Origin of the sequence: Bacillus sp. FSL R9-9834 (assembly GCF_038006905.1) — a bacterium.
In the GTDB taxonomy this organism is placed as follows: domain Bacteria; phylum Bacillota; class Bacilli; order Bacillales; family Bacillaceae_G; genus Bacillus_A; species Bacillus_A pacificus.
In genome coordinates, this window is the sequence record NZ_JBBOWD010000001.1 from 727,149 (window position 1) to 745,000 (window position 17,852).

The 17,852-nt window shown below is 35.9% G+C and carries 16 protein-coding genes; 12 read left to right on the forward strand and 4 right to left on the reverse strand.

Annotated features, from left to right (window positions below; genetic code table 11):
* Positions 1 to 260 precede the first annotated feature (260 nt).
* The 8 genes from MKY00_RS03665 (at position 261) to MKY00_RS03700 (ending at position 7,950) form a co-directional block, all read left to right on the forward strand.
* A complete protein-coding gene (locus MKY00_RS03665) occupies positions 261 to 971 on the forward strand; it encodes a C39 family peptidase (protein WP_000734471.1) in 711 nt (236 codons plus the stop codon).
* Between the two features lie 131 nt (positions 972 to 1,102).
* Entirely contained in the window at positions 1,103 to 2,278 is a 1,176-nt protein-coding gene (locus MKY00_RS03670) for an amidohydrolase (protein ID WP_016716483.1), read from the forward strand.
* Between the two features lies 1 nt (position 2,279).
* A complete protein-coding gene (locus MKY00_RS03675) occupies positions 2,280 to 2,477 on the forward strand; it encodes a DUF3311 domain-containing protein (protein WP_014893308.1) in 198 nt (65 codons plus the stop codon).
* Positions 2,474 to 3,946 (forward strand): sodium:solute symporter family protein, encoded by a 1,473-nt coding sequence (locus MKY00_RS03680; protein WP_016716484.1) that lies wholly within the window; start codon positions 2,474 to 2,476, stop codon positions 3,944 to 3,946. The genes MKY00_RS03675 and MKY00_RS03680 overlap by 4 nt, the downstream gene beginning before the upstream one ends.
* Before the next feature lie 101 nt (positions 3,947 to 4,047).
* Positions 4,048 to 5,526, forward strand: a complete 1,479-nt coding sequence (gerLA, locus tag MKY00_RS03685; protein ID WP_016716485.1) for a spore germination protein GerLA — start codon at positions 4,048 to 4,050, stop codon at positions 5,524 to 5,526.
* Positions 5,527 to 6,651 (forward strand): spore germination protein GerLB, encoded by a 1,125-nt coding sequence (gerLB, locus tag MKY00_RS03690; RefSeq protein ID WP_000801997.1) that lies wholly within the window; start codon positions 5,527 to 5,529, stop codon positions 6,649 to 6,651.
* The gene (gerLC, locus tag MKY00_RS03695; RefSeq protein ID WP_016716486.1) at positions 6,635 to 7,801 is read left to right on the forward strand and encodes a spore germination protein GerLC; all 1,167 of its coding nucleotides are present in this window, start codon (positions 6,635 to 6,637) and stop codon (positions 7,799 to 7,801) included. Before gerLB ends, gerLC begins: the two co-directional genes overlap by 17 nt.
* 11 nt (positions 7,802 to 7,812) lie before the next feature.
* The gene (locus MKY00_RS03700; protein ID WP_000493992.1) at positions 7,813 to 7,950 is read left to right on the forward strand and encodes a hypothetical protein; all 138 of its coding nucleotides are present in this window, start codon (positions 7,813 to 7,815) and stop codon (positions 7,948 to 7,950) included.
* A gap of 62 nt (positions 7,951 to 8,012) precedes the next feature.
* Here the strand turns inward: MKY00_RS03700 and MKY00_RS03705 are convergent, their stop codons facing one another.
* From MKY00_RS03705 to MKY00_RS03715, 3 genes are read right to left on the reverse strand one after another with little or no spacing between them, the layout of a single operon-like run.
* Positions 8,013 to 9,413 (reverse strand): nucleoside recognition domain-containing protein, encoded by a 1,401-nt coding sequence (locus MKY00_RS03705; RefSeq protein ID WP_000443586.1) that lies wholly within the window; start codon positions 9,411 to 9,413, stop codon positions 8,013 to 8,015.
* Positions 9,391 to 10,113, reverse strand: a complete 723-nt coding sequence (locus MKY00_RS03710) for a FeoB small GTPase domain-containing protein (RefSeq protein ID WP_000033861.1) — start codon at positions 10,111 to 10,113, stop codon at positions 9,391 to 9,393. Before MKY00_RS03710 ends, MKY00_RS03705 begins: the two co-directional genes overlap by 23 nt.
* Complete coding sequence (locus tag MKY00_RS03715; protein ID WP_000252983.1) at positions 10,110 to 10,367, reverse strand: FeoA family protein; 258 nt, start codon at positions 10,365 to 10,367, stop codon at positions 10,110 to 10,112. The genes MKY00_RS03710 and MKY00_RS03715 overlap by 4 nt, the downstream gene beginning before the upstream one ends.
* 512 nt (positions 10,368 to 10,879) lie before the next feature.
* Here MKY00_RS03715 and MKY00_RS03720 point away from each other — a divergent pair.
* From MKY00_RS03720 to MKY00_RS03735, 4 genes are all read left to right on the forward strand, one after another.
* Complete coding sequence (locus MKY00_RS03720) at positions 10,880 to 11,779, forward strand: phosphate ABC transporter substrate-binding protein PstS (protein ID WP_000245119.1); 900 nt, start codon at positions 10,880 to 10,882, stop codon at positions 11,777 to 11,779.
* Positions 11,780 to 11,849: 70 nt separating this feature from the next.
* Complete coding sequence (gene pstC / locus MKY00_RS03725; protein WP_011040013.1) at positions 11,850 to 12,740, forward strand: phosphate ABC transporter permease subunit PstC; 891 nt, start codon at positions 11,850 to 11,852, stop codon at positions 12,738 to 12,740.
* A gap of 2 nt (positions 12,741 to 12,742) precedes the next feature.
* Positions 12,743 to 13,663, forward strand: coding sequence for a phosphate ABC transporter permease PstA (pstA, locus tag MKY00_RS03730; RefSeq protein ID WP_000994138.1), 921 nt, complete (start codon positions 12,743 to 12,745; stop codon positions 13,661 to 13,663).
* Between the two features lie 185 nt (positions 13,664 to 13,848).
* A complete protein-coding gene (locus MKY00_RS03735; RefSeq protein ID WP_000465760.1) occupies positions 13,849 to 14,373 on the forward strand; it encodes an AAA family ATPase in 525 nt (174 codons plus the stop codon).
* Between the two features lie 42 nt (positions 14,374 to 14,415).
* On the opposite strand, the gene MKY00_RS03740 is transcribed toward MKY00_RS03735, so the two are convergent.
* Complete coding sequence (locus tag MKY00_RS03740; protein WP_016716487.1) at positions 14,416 to 17,460, reverse strand: efflux RND transporter permease subunit; 3,045 nt, start codon at positions 17,458 to 17,460, stop codon at positions 14,416 to 14,418.
* Between the last annotated feature and the right edge of the window lie 392 nt (positions 17,461 to 17,852).

Genomic DNA, 17,852 nt, shown 5'->3' on the forward strand with positions numbered 1-17,852 from the left:
TAAAAAACGAACTATGACTAAATACCCTAAGAATGTTTTTATTAACAAGGTGATATCTTCACTATGTTAATTATTTCGATTTTAGCAAAAAAATTCAGAAAAGTATATTGTTTTTTCTTTTTATTAAAAATAATTAGAATTTTATAACGATGTAGTTGTGAACAATAATTCACAGAATCTTTCTAGCAAACTAGTAAGAAGAAAGGTACAATGGTAAGAGGTATGTCTGTAAAATAATAATTAATGGAGTTTTGTTTAAAATGAAAAAGTTAAAATATCTTTTTGTTTTTGGAATTATATTTGCTGCAGCGTTTTTTATAGGGAAAGATAAGATTATACAAAAGGCACAAGTGCTACGCTTAGATTTTCTATCTGAAATGAAAGAAGCGGCTATGATTGAAAATGTTCCGTTTATAAAGCAGTTACCAGAATTACCTCGTGGATGTGAAGTGACAAGCTTAGCTATGTTGCTACAATATAAAGGTGTACAAGTAGATAAGATGCAACTTGCTAGTGAAATTCATCGAGTTCCATTTGAACAAAATGGTTTGCGCGGAAATCCTTATGAGGGGTTTGTTGGAAATATTTATACGAAAGCTGAACCAGGATATGGTGTATACAATAAACCAATCTTTAATTTAGCAGAAAAATATGTTTCTGAAAAAGTAATTAATTTAACAGATAGAGACGTGAAAGATCTATATAAAGTAATTAGTTCTGGTTCTCCAGTATGGGTTATTATTAATACAACGTTTCAGCCGCTAGCTGAAAGTAGTTTTGAAACATGGAATACAAGTTCTGGTGAAGTGAAAATTACATATTTTGAGCATAGTGTAGTAGTAGTTGGATACGATCAAAACTTTGTATATGTAAATGATCCACTAAAAAATAATCCACGTTTCGCTGTTCCACGAGCAGAGTTTGAGAAAGCGTGGGAGCAAATGGGGAAACAAGCAATTACTATTTTATAATAATGAAAAAGCCATCTTTTGATGGCTTTTTATTTTTAAGTAACCATGATAGAAAATTCAGAAGATTCTTTTAAAAGTTAACAATTCACGTTATAATAACATTTAACTTGGTGAAGAAGGGGAGAAGAGAAATGGATGTTGCAAAAGAACTTGTTTTGTCAAAGGATCAGTTGGTTGAGTGGAGAAGGCATTTTCATAAGTATCCAGAGTTATCTTTTCAAGAAGAGAAAACATCGCAGTTTGTATTCGATATACTTCGGGAAATTCCATGTTTAGAAGTATCAAGACCTACTAAATATAGTGTAATGGCAAGGTTGATTGGAAAGCAGCCTGGTAAAATAGTTGCGGTTCGAGCTGACATGGATGCTCTTCCTATTCATGAAGAAAATGAGTTTGACTTTATTTCTACATATCCGGGTGTAATGCATGCATGTGGCCATGATGGACATATAGCGATATTACTTGGAGTTGTACATAAGTTAGTAGAAGCAAGAGAGAAGATTAAAGGGGAGATTCGTTTTCTATTCCAACATGCTGAAGAAAATTTTCCTGGTGGTGCAGAGGAAATGGTTGCAGCGGGTGTAATGGAAGGGGTCGATTATATTATTGGTGCTCACCTTTGGGCATCGTTAGAGGTTGGAAAAGTAGGTGTAATTTATGGTCCCGCAATGGCTGCTCCAGATGTTTTTAAAATTATAATAGAAGGAAAAGGTGGCCATGCTGGAATCCCTCATGAAACAGTTGATAGTATTTCAATCGGTACACAAGTGGTTTCGCAACTTCAGCAAATTGTATCTCGGCTCACGAATCCGTTAGATTCTCTTGTAGTATCTGTTACGCAATTTCACGCTGGGACAACTCATAATGTGATTCCAGAGCAAGCGGAGATTGAAGGGACAGTGCGGAGTTTAAGACATGAGTTGCGAGAAGAAACAGAGAAAAGAATTGAACAGATTGTAAAGCATGTGACGGAAGCTTACGGAGCGAAATATACGTTTTCGTATGAATATGGATATCGTCCAGTCGTAAATGCTTATGAAGTTACAGAGATTATTGAGCAAACAGCATTACAGCTTTATGGAAGGGAACGAGTTACTCGTTTACAGCCGACGATGGCTGGAGAAGATTTTTCAGCGTTTTTACAAAAAGCACCAGGTACATTCTTTTTTATCGGTGCAGGAAATAAAGAGAAAGGAATTATATATCCTCATCATCACCCTCGTTTTACGATTGATGAAGATGCATTACCGATTGGTGTGCAAGTCTTTGTATCATCGATTATGAATTTCATAAGTAAAGGAGAATGAGATGAAGAAAATACACGTATTAGCGCTTATTCCAGTTTTTTGTTTAGTTGTTGGACCCGTATTTGCTAATTCAGTTACTCCTTACATATTAGGGATGCCATTTTTATTATTTTGGGTATTATTATCAGTGCTTATTACATCTTTTTGTATGGGAATTGTGTACGTATTTGATCCTGCTAATAAGGGGGATGTAAAATGACCGCATTACTTATCATTATTTTATTTTTGTTTCTCGCACTATTTTTAGGAATTCGGGCACAACACGGAAAAGATATGAATTTAGAGCAATGGTCAGTTGGAGGAAGAGGCTTTGGTACTATTTTTGTTTTTCTTCTTATGGCAGGTGAAATTTATACGACATTCACATTTTTAGGTGGGAGTGGATGGGCGTATAGTAAAGGAGCACCTACTTTTTATATTTTAGGTTATGGTGCGTTAGCTTATATTTTATCTTATTTTTTATTACCACCAGTTTGGAAGTATGCAAAAGAGCATAATCTAGTTTCACAGCCAGATTTTTTTGTGAAGAAATATAAGAGTCAGGCACTTGGCCTTATCGTTTCTATCATTGGGGTTATTTCGATTATCCCATACCTTGTTTTACAGTTAAAAGGATTAGGAATTATCGTTTCGGAAGCGTCTTATGGAAGGGTATCGCCAGTTATAGCAGTGTGGATTGGCGCAATTGTTATAACGATATATGTAATGGTTTCAGGTATACACGGCTCTGCTTGGACGGCCGCTTTGAAGGATATTATGATCCTATTTATCGTTATGTTTTTAGGTATATATTTACCGCACCATTATTACGGAGGATTTCAGCCGATGTTTGAAGCCGTAGAGGCAGCAAAACCAGGATTTTTATCTTTACCTGATGAAGGAATGAGCATTTCTTGGTTTGTTTCTACTATTGTATTAACAGCTCTCGGTTTCTATATGTGGCCCCATACATTCGCCTCTGCTTTCTCTGCAAAAAATGAAAAAGTATTTCGTAAAAATGCGGCCATTATGCCACTGTATTCTTTAGTTTTACTTTTCGTGTTCTTTGCAGGGTTTGCAGCTATCTTACAAGTTCCTGGATTAAAGGGAGGGGATGTAGACCTTTCGTTATTCCGTCTGGCTCTTCAAACTTTTGATCCTTGGTTTATTGGGATTATTGGTAGTGCCGGAGTTTTAACGGCATTAGTTCCAGGTTCTATGCTTGTCATGGCTGCTTCTACATTATTAGCGAAAAATATTTACCGAACAATGGTCCCATCTGCTTCGGATCGACAGGTGGCAAAAACAGCGAAATTATTTGTTCCTGTAGTAACGCTTGTAGCTGTTTTGTTTACTTTTAAAGGTGGAGAAACGATAGGAGCACTTCTTTTAATGGGATATAGTATAGTGACACAGCTTTTCCCTGCACTTGTATGTAGTCTGTTTCCACGTCAGGTTATTACGAAGCAAGGAGCGATTGCGGGGATGGGGATTGGGTTGTTAGTGGTTGCGTATATTACTTTATCGGGTTCAACTATAGCTACGATGTTTCCGAGTTTCCCTCAATATATAAAAGATTTAAATGTAGGTATAGTCGCGTTGTTAATGAATATAATGGTGATGTTTATCGTTAGCGGGTTCACGAAAAATGTGTCTATAAAGACAGACAATATAATAGTAGAAAAGTAATTCTTATGCTAGAGCTATCTTTGAAAAGAGATAGCTCTTTTTTGTATATATTTTCTTCGATTAGCGGAATCTAACTAAAAACTTGTTGAAAAGGAAGTTAGGTGGGGGACTTGTTAGAGCTAAAAGGTAACTTATTTGAAGTTATGAAAAAAATTAGGGATGAGTTAGGTTCACCGAATGATTTAACAATTAGGGAAGTTGCCCTTGCTGGCAGTTTTACACGTTGTGCTGTTATTTTTCTGTGTGGGTTAACAGATAAGGATAATGTTTATAAATATGTAGTTCGTACACTTCAATATGAAGAAGTACAAAAAGAAGCAGCTATCGTTCAAACTTTATTGGATCGTTTTATTTCTATTGCGGAAGTCGGTAAGAAGACAACATTTCCGGATATTATAAATGCGATTTTAGCGGGAGATACAGTTATATTAATTGATAATGTTCAAACAGCTATCGTGATTAATAGTAGAGCTTGGGAAAAAAGAAGTTTAGAACCGCCAGTAACAGAAGATTTAATACGTGGACCGAGGGTTGGATTAAATGAAGATATTAACGTGAATAAAATGTTAATTCGCCGTAGTTTACGTGACCCAAAGCTGAGATTTCAATCTTATATTATGGGGAAGAGATCCCAAAAAGAAGTGACTTTAGTATATATAGAAGACATTATTAATCCTTACATTGTAAAGGAGCTAGATCGGCGTCTTCAATCCATAGTGACAGATGTCGTTTTTGAGACGGGTACAATTGAGCAATTAATTCAAGATAATAATTTGTCGCCGTTTCCGCAGTTTTTGAATACGGAAAGGCCCGATAATATTGTGGCCTCATTAGCAAAAGGAAAGGCAGCTATTTTGGTGGATGGATCACCGTTTGCCCTTATAGCTCCGCTAGTATTTGTTGATATTTTTCAATCTGTGGAAGATCATTATGAGCGTTGGGTAATAGGGACTTTATTAAGAATTTTGCGAATGGGTTCTGGTATAGTTGCAGTTTTAATGCCGGCGATGTATGTAGCGCTCGTCTCATATCACCAAGGACTTATTCCTTCTAAATTGGCTTATTCGATTGCCGGGGCAAGAGAAGGTGTTCCGTTTCCTGCCTATATAGAAACGTTAATGATGGCATTAACGATGGAATTAATACGAGAAGCGGGAATTAGGTTGCCGAAACCGATGGGGCAAACAATTGGGATTGTAGGTGGGCTTGTAATTGGAGAAGCAGCGGTGAACGCAGGAATTGTAAATCCATTTTTAGTTATCATTATTGCGGTTACAGCTATTGCTACATTTTCACTTCCAGTGTATAGCATCACAATTACGTTTCGAATTTTACTTTTCGTCTTTGTATTAGCAGCAACTGCTTTTGGGTTGTATGGAATCATTCTAGCTCTTATTGCGCTTGCTATTCATATTACAAATTTAACAAGTGTTGGTGTACCGTATACAACTCCAATTGCTCCTGCATTTTATAAAGATTGGAAAGAAGAGTTTATTCGCATGCCAAAATCAATGTTGAAAGAGAGACCGGAATATTTACAAACAAAAGATTCTACAGTACGTCCAAAGGAGCGAGAATAATTGAAACCATTTGAGTATGGCGATGAAGAAATTGGATCTCGGGAAATTGGGTTTGCGGTATCATCGACCATTATTGGTATAGGCGCATTATCTATGCCAAGGGATATTGCTAACCAAACTTTATTTTCAGATGGTTGGATTATTTTGCTTTTGGGTGGATTGATATGTGCAGTTTTAGGCTGGTTTGTAACGAGGGTGGCTATTTTATTTCCAAAACAAAACTTTGTTCAATATACGAGTGCGCATTTGACAAAGCCGGTAGCATACACGATTAGTATGGTTTTAGTATTAACGTTTGCTGCTTTGACAGCATATGAATCACGAATGATTGCAATTATTTCGCAAACGTATTTATTTAGTGAGACACCAGTACAGCTACTATCTTTTTTCTTCTTATTGGTTGTTATCTATGGAATAGCAGGATCGAGAGCAGCTTTGTTACGATTAAATGTTATGTTCTTACCTATTGTTTTAATTGCAATAGTGCTTCTTTCTTTATTAAATATAAATTTAATGGAAATAAACAATTTGTTTCCAGCTTTCCAAACGGAAGTAAGTCAATACGCTGTTGGGGTTAAAAATTCTATATTCACATTTATTGGATTTGAGGTAGCTCTGTTTTATGCTGTGTTGTTGAATGATAAGACAGCGAAAAAGGCACCAATGGCAGTTGCGAAAGCAGTGATAGTAAATGTGCTCTCATACATTTTAATTTATGTAACGTGTATTAGTGTTTTTACGTATATGACAACTCGTGGATTGACATACCCAACAATTGAATTAGGGAAAGAAATTGAAATTGGTGGAGGCTTTTTAGAAAGGTTCGATGCAATTTTTTTTACGACTTGGATTATTACTATTTATAACACTACAGCCATGTATTATGACGTCGCATCTCTATTGTTTTGTGCTATGTTTCCGAAAGTGAAGAAACATATTTTTATTTTCGGAAGCGCGCCTCTAATTTTTATGCTGAATATGCTCCCGGGTAATTTAAATACGTTATCAAGTTACGGAACGTATTTAGCGTGGATAGATATGGGGTTTGTCGTATTAGCGCCTTTGCTAGTTTTTATTGTATATAAAATAAAAAGAAGGAATGGTAGAAATGAAACACCTTCTTAAAATTATAATGGTTATGGTTTTAGCTGGGTCTATAAGTGGGTGCTCTGAACTAGAAGAAATAGAAGAAAGAGGATTTGTAGTAGGCGCAGCTTACGATATTGTGAAGAAAAAGAAATCAAATCCGATTATGAAAGGGACGTATCAGATGGTACTTCCCAGTAAGTTAGCACAACAAAGTGGACAGGGCGATGGAGATAGTGAAAATTATATTAACGTAAGTGCGAAAGCAGATAGCGTCTTTGAGCAAATAAGAATAATTGCTAAAAAAATTAGTCGAACATTATTTTTTCCGCATATACAAGTCATTATTTTTTCGGATGAATTACTAGCAAATCCGTATGTTTTGCAAAATACGTTAGATGTATATTTTCGTGATCATGAAATGAGAAGAAATATTCGTTTGTTCGTTTCCAAGAAAAATGCAGAATCTATTTTAAAACAGAGTGCAAAACCTGAAAACTTACCGGCGCAGTATATTGATATGTTAGCTGAACATCCTCCGAAAAACGCTCAAATGATTGAGGCGGCGAGAATTGGTGAAGTACAAGGGAAAATGATCGCAGATCGAAGTTTTGCATTACCTCTCTTAGGGTTAACTAAACAAGGCGTACAAATGGAAGGAGCGGCATTGATTCGTGGAAAGGATAATAAGTGCGTTGGAACTTTGAGTGGAGAGCAAACATTAGGAATGAACTATGTAATAGGTAAAAAAATTGGAGGTTTCTTTACTGTTCGTAAAAAGAATCAGCTCATTACATATGAAATTCATAAGTTGCGCCGAAAGATCCAAGTGTCTACTGAAAATGCTACAAAACCGAAGTTTGATATTCATTTGTCCACAGAAGGCATATTAGCTGAGTTACATTTTAATGAACCGAAACAAGTGATGAATGAAAAGCTTTTAAAGAAAGAAATTTCAAAGGAAATGAAGAAGCGTATTGAAAAATCTATACAGCTTGTTCAAAAAAAATATAAAGTAGATGTATTGGAATTAGGAGAGGTATATAAGAAGCATAATTATAAAGAGTGGAAGAAAATTAGTAAGAATTGGGATCGAGGCCAGAATTATTTTAGTAATGCTGAAATTAATGTTCACGTTGATCCAACAATTGAACATTCAGGTTCAGCATTACCAAAGAAAGTGAAGTAAGGTGATGGAGGTTGTTTACTGGATTAGGGATTAGTTGCACAATATTAATGGCAGTTCTTCCGGGAGCTATATACTACATTCATAAAAAAATTACAACGTATGGAGCGCAGCCTTGGAATAATGATGTGCAAAAAAAGAAACCTGAATAATTTCAGGTTTCTTTCGCACAAAGCATATGTGAAGGGGGATACCTTCTATGTATGCTTTGTTTTTATACAAGCCCTAACCAATGTACCAATTGTGTAGAGAGGAATGTCACAACAATAGCGATAACGGTAGGGATTGCAAACGATAAGAATGTCCATTTTGCACTTTTTGTTTCTTTATATATGTTAACCAGTGTCGTTCCACATGGGAAATGAAGAAGTGAGAACAACATTGTGTTTAACGCCGTTAACCAAGTCCAACCATTTTCTAAGAATAGATTTTTAATTTGATTAAAATCATCTATTTCAGTTAAAGCTCCGGTTGATAAGTAAGACATTAATAAAATCGGGATAACAATTTCGTTCGCTGGTAGTCCAAGAATGAACGCAGCTAGAATAAATCCGTCAAGTCCTAACATTTTAGCGAATGGATCTAGGAAGTTTACAAAATACATAAGTAGGCTTGTGTCACCGATGAAAATATTAGCAAGTAACCAAGTTAATGCAGCCGCAGGAGCAGCTACAACAACAGCTCGTTTTAAAACATAGACGGATTTATCGAGTGTTGCACGCACAATTGTATTCCAAACCTTTGGCTTACGGTATGGTGGTAACTCGAGTGTGTAGTGAGTTGGAACGCCTTTTAAAGCTGTTTTTGATAGTACCCAAGAAACGGTTAATGTCATAACGATACCAATTACAACCATTCCAACTACAACTCCAGCAGTAACCAATGTTTGCATACTACCTGTATAACCGGCAGCCATAAATAATGAAGCCATTAAAATTAACATAGGCCAGCGACCGTTACAAGGAACGAAGTTGTTTGTTAAGATTGCAAGCATACGTTCACGTGGTGATTCAATAATACGTGTTGACATAATGGCTGCTGCATTACAACCAAAGCCCATTGCCATTGTTAAAGATTGTTTACCATGTGCACCAGAGCGTTTGAATAAGCGGTCCATATTAAACGCAACTCGTGGTAAGTATCCGTAGTTTTCTAATAGTGCAAACATAGGGAAAAAGATGGCCATAGGTGGTAACATAACGCTAATAACAGCACCGATACCACGGAATAAACCAAGTATTAAAATGCCATGTAGCCATTCAGGTGCATGTGCTGCTTGAAACCAAGATGTTAAATATCCTTCGGCCCATCCGAAGAACTCAGCAATCATATCAGATGGTACGTTAGCCCCTGCAATTGTAAGATAAAAAATGATAGATAAAATACCAAGCATAATTGGGAATCCCCAGATTGGAGATGTGAAAATTTTATCTAGTTTTTCAGAACGATACAATTTATCCGTATTTGTATATTGAACAGATTCTTTACATATGCTTGCAGATGTTCGGTAAATATCTCCGACAATATCATCTCGTATATCCTCTTTTGATAGTGCTTGTGCATGTTGAATAATATAGTCTAATGGAAGAGCTTTACTGGCTGAGTGAGATTCCATTCATTACGACCTCCCTTACAAGTGGTTCATTATGGTGTTTTTGAAGTGTAGTTAAGAAATTTTTATCTCCATCTAATATACGTAACGCAATCCAGCGTGCTGGATACGTATCACCGAACACTTTATAAATTTGTGGTTCTAATTCCTGAATCATATTCTCGATTTTTTCGCTGTAAGAAATTTTAATTGGTGTTGGAATTAGCTTTTTATTTGCTACTTTGGCAATAACATTTAGTAAATGACCGATGCCTACTCGGTTACGAGCGGAAATTTTAACTACAGGTACACCGAGTGATTTTGCTAATTTCTTTTCATCAATAACGATGCCTTTTTTCTCAGCTTCATCAATTAAGTTAATACAAATGACTACGTTGCTCGTCATTTCCATCACTTGGAGTGCTAAATTTAAATTTCGCTCCATAGCAGTTGCATCGACAACAACTACAGTTACTTCTGGTTTTTCAAATATAATATAATCCCTTGCTACTTCTTCATCTGCAGAATTTGAATATAGTGAGTAAGTTCCAGGTAAATCTATTAATGTATATTTACTACCGTTATGTTCATATTCCCCTTCAGCTTTTAAAACAGTTTTTCCTGTCCAGTTTCCAGTATGTTGTTTTAAGCCTGTTAAAGTATTAAATAATGTACTTTTCCCGGTATTCGGGTTGCCGGCTAAAGCAATGCGATGTTTGCTCATCTGAAATCATCTCCTATTAATATCCCGAAAATAAGGGAGCTTTCTTCCTTACGTAGTGCAATAGTGGTGTTGCTTACTTGATAAGCGACCGGATCTCCAAGTGGACTGCGTTGTAATACTTTAATTGTTGCCCCAGGGATAAATCCTAAATCTAATAAACGTCGTTTCATAGTTCCTTCTAATTGTATCTTCTCAATTTGTACAAACTCTCCTGTCTTAAATTCGGAAAGTGGTTTTATATTAGCCGATACCATAAAAGTTACCTCCTCTCTATATTGTTAGTTTAAGTTTAAAAAGTTTCCTTAGGTAAACTTTTTGTTAGTAATATAGTAGACTACATTGGATGATGCTGTCAATTGGTACTTTAAAAATATTCATTTATTTTTAGAATTGTTCCAATTTATTTAGTTGTACTAAAAAATATTACTGAAATTCTGTGTAATGTGCATAAATTAGGCGTGTAAAAGTAACAAAATACAGCGGAATTGTAAATGTAACTTTAACTAAAAGGGAAAAAGAGCGAAAAACATTTACATTTAATTTACATTGTTAAGAGTAAATTTACATTACAGCTTAATTAGTGTGGATTTTGTTGGGTTCTTTAACTATAAATGTTGGGATTCCTAGTTTTTAAGGATTATTATCGTCATTTACTTAAAATTAAAAATTGCTTAACACTCACATAATATTATTGTCCTACAATGAATTTGTGTTCGAAAGAAGTAGATAAATGTGAAAAGTGATAATCCAAATGGGGGTACAAGACATGGTCATGAAAAAGGGTATTAAATTTTCTTTAGCAGCTTTAGTGGTAGCGGGTTCATTAGTGGGATGTGGAAAAGCAGAAGAGACATCAGGTAAAGATGCTAAAGGAAGCGATAATGCAAAACAAGAATTGTCAGGTACGATAGCAGCTGCAGGCTCTACAGCACTTCAACCTCTTGCAGAGGAAGCTGGAAAGAAATTTATGGAGAAAAATTCAAACGTTTCTATTCAAGTGCAAGGTGGCGGTAGTGGAACTGGAATTAACCAAGTAGCTTCTGGTGCGGTCCAAATTGGTAACTCAGATGTTCCATCTGCAGATAAAATAAAAGATGCTGATAAGGCGAAAGAATTAGTAGATAACAAGGTGGCGGGTATTGCATTCGCACTTGTCGTAAATAAAGATGTAAAAGTTGATAACTTAACAGTACAACAAGTACAAGATATCTTCACTGGAAAAGTAACAAACTGGAAAGAGGTAGGCGGGAAAGATGAAAAAATCAACGTAATTAACCGTCCAGCTTCTTCTGGTACACGTGCTACATTTGAAAAAACAATTATGAAAGATGCGAAAATTAATGACGGAACTGGTACTACACAAGATTCTAACGGTGCAGTAGAGCAAGCGATTAATTCTACTCCAGGTTCAGTAAGTTATTTAGCAATGTCTTACATGGTTGGCGAGAAAAAAGGTGCGCTACAAACAGTGAAAATTGATGGTGCTGAACCAAAAGTTGAAAACATTGCGTCTGGTAAATATCCATTCTGGTCTTACGAGTACATGGTAACGAAAGGTGAAGCGAAAGAAGCAACAAAAGCTTACATTGACTATGTAAAAGGTAAAGATTTTGAAAAGCAAGTAGAAGATATGGGTTATATTCCAATGTCTAAATTAAATAAGTAATAAAATTTATGGGGCTGGCTGCAAGGCCAGTCCTGTTCATTTCAATTTATGAAGTGGGGTCTGTCCTGTGATGAAGGGGAAAAAACAAATTAATTACGTGAAAAGTGAATATATAGGAAGATCACTTGTTACGTTTTGTGGTATTTTTATTGTTTTAGTTACATTAGCTATTATTGCGTTTATTTGCGGTAAAGGAATTCAATCTTTTACGCAAAGTGGTATCTCGTTTACTGAGATGTTAACATCGACAAAATGGAGTCCAAATGCTGATGAGGGAACTTTCGGGGCTGTAATTTTCATTGTAGGTTCAACGGTGGTTTCGTTAGGTGCGGTTATTATTAGTGCACCAATTGCTATAGCTCTTGCTATATTCATGAATTTAATTTCGCCGAAGTTTGGAAATAAAGTATTGAAGCCTGTTTTAGAATTATTAGTTGGTATTCCTTCGGTTGTATACGGATTATTAGGGGTTACAATTTTAGTACCGCTATTACGTGATTCGTTTGGGGGAGTAGGGTTTAGTTTAATTGCAGGTATTATTGTCCTGAGTATTATGATTTTACCTACTATTGCTAGTATCGCTTCTGATGCAATACGCTCTGTTCCATTTGATTATTTAGAAGCTTCTTATGGTTTAGGATCAACGAAATGGCAAGCGATTAGCCGAGTAATTGTTCCTGCTGCGAAAAAAGGGATTTTAACAGGTGTTGTTTTAGGTTTAGCGCGTGCTTTTGGTGAAGCGTTAGCGGTTCAAATGGTAATTGGGAATACGGTTAAATTACCAGAAGGAATATATAGTCCGACAGCAACGTTAACTGGTATTTTGACAATGGATATGACAAATACATTAAACGGAACTGCTTGGAACAATGCGCTATGGACTTTAGCAATGATTTTACTTGTTATTTCATTCCTGTTTATTTTAGTTATTCGAGCAATTGGGCAAAGAGGTGAGCGATAATAATGAATGCAAGGACGGTAAATAAAGTTTGGACAGGTATCTTTTATGCGGTTGCGGCTTTAGTCGTAGCTTTACTAGTGTTCTTAGTATTTGAGATTTTACAAAAGGGATGGGGTTTTTGGGATCCTAATTTCCTGTTTGGAGAACCAAGCAATACAAGAGCTGGTGGTGGGATTGGTCCGCAGTTATTCAATTCATTCTATATGCTTGTTATAACGCTTATTATATCTATTCCACTTGGATTAGGCGCTGGAATATATTTAGCAGAGTATGCAAAACAAGGACGTTTTTTAAACTTTGTTCGTTTATGTATCGAGACAATGGCATCTTTACCTTCTATTGTTGTTGGTTTATTCGGTTTGTTAGTGTTCGTTACAATGACAGGATGGGGATACACAGTAATGGGTGGTGCCCTTGCTTTAACGATTTTAAACTTGCCAGGTTTAACACGTGTTTGTGAAAATGCGATTTCAGAAGTTCCTGCTAATGTGAAAGAGGCGAGCCTTGGGTTAGGTGCAACAAAGTGGCAAACGATCACTCGTATTATTATCCCGTCGTCATTACCGCAAATTATTACAGGTGTTATTTTAGCGGCAGGTCGTATATTTGGTGAAGCAGCAGCATTAATTTACACAGCGGGTTTAACATCTCCAATTTTAAATTCAGCAGCGGACTTCTCAAGTCCTGCTCATCCTTTAAATCCATTTAGACCAGCTGAAACGTTAGCGGTTCACATTTGGAAGTTAAATTCTGAAGGGATTATCCCAGATGCGAAGTTAATTGCGACAAAATCTGCAGCTGTATTAATTATTATGGTATTACTATTCAATGTTATTTCACGATTAGTAGCATCTATATTGCACAAACGTTTTACAGGAGCGAAAAGAAAAAGTAAAACGACGAAGAAGGTAAAAGCTGCATAAGCTGTAAAGGGGAACTCTCTACTTATAAGTAGGGGGTTCTTTTTGCGTTTTAATATAGAAGGAAAAGGTATAGCGATTGTTGAATTTGTAATTCGTTATATAAATAAAGTGAAACTTTAATTAGTGGGGTCTTGCTGCTCGCGAATATTAGGATAAAAAGATGAAAATGAGGGAGTGGGTTTAATTTGTTTTTTCTGCAAATGTCAGGATTTCCTGGATCGGGAAAATCGACAGTTTCTAAGTATATAGCGAAGTTAACAGGTGCTGTAATTGTAGATCATGACGTTTTGAAATCAGCGTTGTTACAGTCATTGGAAATGAAAGGGATTGAATCAGCGGTTGTTGGAGGAGTATCATACGATGTTGAGTGGGCATTGATTGATTCTTATTTAGACCAAGGGCATAGTGTGATATTGGATAGTCCATGTCTATATGAAGGAATGGTTGAAAAAGGAATGAAACTGTCTAATAAACATGGTGTAAAATATAAATATATCGAATGTTATCTTAATGATATGGAAGAGATTAACAATAGGCTGCAAACACGTAAGCGTATGGTCAGTCAGGTTGGTCGAGTGGATTCCGAAGTAGCTTTTAAAAAGTGGTTAAATGGTAGTAAAAGACCTTTACATAGTGAATATCTTATTGTGGACTCTAGTGAACCGCTAGAGCGGTATGTGGAAAAAGTGATGGATTATATGAGCAGGTAGAGAAAAAGCGTTATCTTCATTCATGAAGATAACGCTTTTCTTTTAAATATCAGGTGTTTCTGTAGAAGTGCTTATTTTTCTACGAGAGCGTCTTTTTCTCCCGATTTTATCTAATAGTTCATACATAACTGGAACGACTACTAATGTAAGAACAGTTGAGACTGCCAAACCACCGATAACAACAACGGCTAGGCTTTTTGATACCATACTTCCTGCTTGTGATTGGCTAAATAGGAGTGGGAGCATAGCAACAATTGTTGTAATAGCTGTCATAATAATTGGACGTAGTCTAGTGGAACCTGCTTCGAGTAAGGCTTCTCTCGTTTCCATACCATGTTCCCGGTTTTGTTGTACTCTTTCTATTAATACGATAGCGTTTGTAACGACAATCCCGATTAACATTAATGCACCGATTAAGGAATTTACATCAACTGGTGTTCCTGAAATGATTAATCCTAAAATACCGCCGACAGCAGCTAATGGCAAGGAGAACAAGATTGCAAAGGGAGCACGTGCCTGCCCAAAGGTAATAACCATAATTAAATATACAATCCCAATTGCAATCCCCATAATCTTGAATAGATCTGTGAAGTTCTCTTGCATAGATTCAGTGGCGCCTGCGATATTTACTTTTGCTCCGCTAGGTAAATCTAAGTCGGCTATCGCTTTGTTCACTTCAGTGCTTACCTTGCTTAAATCTTCATTTGAAGCTTCTGCGGTAATTTGAATCGTTTCTTTTCCATCTTTATGGAAAATTTCTGTTTGAAGTTGCTTTTCTGAAATAGTTGCAATGTCTTTTAAAGGAATTGGTCCATTAATAGGTGATAGTATGTTTGTGTTTAAAATGTCTTCTTGTTTAGTAATACTTTCTTTTTTATGTTCTATCATAATAGTAGTTTTTTCGTTATTGATTGAAACTTCACCAATAGGTGATTTCTTCATAAGGAATGCTACTTGTTGAGCTGCTAATTCTGGTGTTAATCCTAGTTGTTCGGCCTTTGTTTGATCAACATGGATTTGCCATTCTTTCTTAGAGTCTTCTAAATTCGTTTTTACTTTAGAAAGATCATCCATATCTTTTAGTTTTGTTTCGACGATAGTAGCAGCCTCTTTTAAATTCGTTTCGTTAGTGGCTGTTACGTTGAATTGCAAATTATTGCCGCTGCCAGAGCTTGAATAACTCATTTTTATATAATCAAGTTCCGCGGGCTCAAAAGTTTTATGTTCTTTCTTTAACTCTTTAATATACTGATCAATATCAGAACCTTTTTTAAAGACTACCAATATACTTGCGAGATTATTTTTCGTCGTTTGCCCCCATTGTGCATCTTCTGCGCTAGATCCCATTCGTAAAATAACATCCGTTACATCTGAATTAGAAAGTAGCTTCTTTTCGAAATCAAAAGCTTTTTGTTTTTGTGTTTCAGGAGCGTAATCAGCCGGAAAAGTCATATTAATAGATAACATTGTGTCGTCTTCAGATTTTATATTCGCTTTCGGTAGTAATACATAGGCGGCGATCGATCCTGCGAATAATAAAAAAGAAGTAAGTAGAATAATGAATTTATGCGAAAGAGCCCACTTTAATGTAGCGACATATCGTGGTGAAGAACTTGGCTTTTTGTGTTTTGTTTTTTTGAGTAGTAAAAAAGCCATAAGTGGAACAACTGTTAGTGCAACGATTAAGGATGATAGTATAGAATATACGACTGCTAATACCATAGGCAACATTAATTTTCCGATTACTCCTGATACGAGGCCGATAGGTAAAAAAACAGCGACCGTTGTTAAAGTAGAAGAAGTAATTGCGACGGCGACCTCTTTCGTTGCATCGAGAATAATATCTTTAGAGAAAGCTTCTTTTTGTAAACGTCGGAAAATATTCTCAATGACAACGATGCTATCATCGACGAGACGTCCAACTGCAACGGCTAAACCACCAAGTGTTAGAGTGTTAAGTGTGATGTTAGATTGGTGTAGTAAAAAGAGTGTTAATAAAATAGATAATGGAATACTGACAACAGCAATGAGTGTCGTTCGGAAGTTGCGTAAAAAGATTAAGATAATTAGAGTTGCAGCAATTGCTCCAAGGATTACTTCTTTTCCCATGCTAGTAACAGCATTTTCAACTTGTTCATGAGTTGACGCTAAAAGTTTAATAGAAAATTGATCTTTATATTGTTTACTTATATCTTTAATTTTTTTATCGATTTCTTTTCCAATTGCAACTGCATTTTTACTTGGCTCTTTCATGATGATTAATCCAGTGCCTTCTTCGCCATTTATATGTGAGATTGTATCGTAGTGTTGTTTAAGTTCAATTTGAGCAACATCTTGCAATTTTACTTGAGGTGCAACGGTGATGTTTTTAATGTCATCTACATTTTTTATATCCCCGATGACACGAAGGTTATATTCTTCTTTATTAACGGTAACAGCTCCAGCTGGAGTGGAAGTTTCTTTTCCTTGTAAAACTTTTAATATTTGTTCCGGTGTTACGTTTTTATCTTTTAATTGGTTTGGATCTAGTATAATAGATAATTCAGAAGTTGATTTTCCGAAAAACATAACGTTGGCAACACCATCAATGCTTTCGAGTTGTGGTACGATTTCTTTTTCGATTTGTTTTTCATCTGCTTTTGAAAATCCGTTTTGCTTTTGGATTGCAATTTGAGCGAGTGGAATCATAGAAGTATTTAATTGGCTAACTATCGGTTTCGTTGCATCTTTAGGTAATTTAATTGTAGTAAGGGCCTTCTCAACTTCACGTGTGGCATCTTTCATATTTGCTTTGGATGTATACGCGATATCGATGCGTGATAATCCTTCGTGAGTAGAAGAGGTGATATTGTCAATGTGTTCTAAGTTGCGAAATTGTTTTTCAAGGGGAGCGGTTACTTCTTTTGTCATTGCTTCGGCGTCGAGTCCTGGAGATAAGGTTGTAACGGTGACTGCGGGATTATCGATGCTGGGTAAAAATTCCATAGGTAATTTAGAGCCGGAATAAACACCGAGTATGGAAATGAGAAAAACCATGATGATAACAGCGGCGCGGTTTTTTAATGAAAACTTCGTTAACCTATCCATAAAGTAATTCCTCCATTGGGTTATTTGTAGTTGAGTACGTCCTTTCTTACTATATAACAAAAAATGGATATTTTTCATTAATTAAATGTAAAAAAATTCTAACAATAATCTTAAGTTGATGTTTCGTTGGAATTTCGTTATCTATCCCGCCGTTGGTCGGACGATAAAATTCTCACCTCGAATTCGGTGGGTGTGGGGCTATCTGCCAACAAATCAACATGTTCGCATTATTAGGAAGTGGCGAAGCTATTTTCTTTTTAAATGTGGACTTTAATGTAGAAGAGAATGAAAAGGTGGGAGGGATTATGAAAGGCAGTTTGGTTAATTAGAGTGTATTGGTATACAATCAAAATACTTATTTTCAGTAGAGAGAATAAAAGGTCTTACTATAG

Excerpts from the sequence above, each read along its gene's own strand:
- MKY00_RS03665 (WP_000734471.1), top strand. The coding sequence starts at position 261 with ATGAAAAAGTTAAAATATCTTTTTGTTTTTGGAATTATATTTGCTGCA.
- MKY00_RS03670 (WP_016716483.1), top strand. The coding sequence starts at position 1,103 with ATGGATGTTGCAAAAGAACTTGTTTTGTCAAAGGATCAGTTGGTTGAG.
- MKY00_RS03675 (WP_014893308.1), top strand. The coding sequence starts at position 2,280 with ATGAAGAAAATACACGTATTAGCGCTTATTCCAGTTTTTTGTTTAGTT.
- MKY00_RS03680 (WP_016716484.1), top strand. The coding sequence starts at position 2,474 with ATGACCGCATTACTTATCATTATTTTATTTTTGTTTCTCGCACTATTT.
- gerLC (WP_016716486.1), top strand. The coding sequence starts at position 6,635 with ATGAAACACCTTCTTAAAATTATAATGGTTATGGTTTTAGCTGGGTCT.
- MKY00_RS03705 (WP_000443586.1), bottom strand. The coding sequence starts at position 9,413 with ATGGAATCTCACTCAGCCAGTAAAGCTCTTCCATTAGACTATATTATT.
- MKY00_RS03710 (WP_000033861.1), bottom strand. The coding sequence starts at position 10,113 with ATGAGCAAACATCGCATTGCTTTAGCCGGCAACCCGAATACCGGGAAA.
- MKY00_RS03715 (WP_000252983.1), bottom strand. The coding sequence starts at position 10,367 with ATGGTATCGGCTAATATAAAACCACTTTCCGAATTTAAGACAGGAGAG.
- MKY00_RS03720 (WP_000245119.1), top strand. The coding sequence starts at position 10,880 with ATGGTCATGAAAAAGGGTATTAAATTTTCTTTAGCAGCTTTAGTGGTA.
- pstC (WP_011040013.1), top strand. The coding sequence starts at position 11,850 with ATGAAGGGGAAAAAACAAATTAATTACGTGAAAAGTGAATATATAGGA.
- pstA (WP_000994138.1), top strand. The coding sequence starts at position 12,743 with ATGAATGCAAGGACGGTAAATAAAGTTTGGACAGGTATCTTTTATGCG.
- MKY00_RS03740 (WP_016716487.1), bottom strand. The coding sequence starts at position 17,460 with ATGGATAGGTTAACGAAGTTTTCATTAAAAAACCGCGCCGCTGTTATC.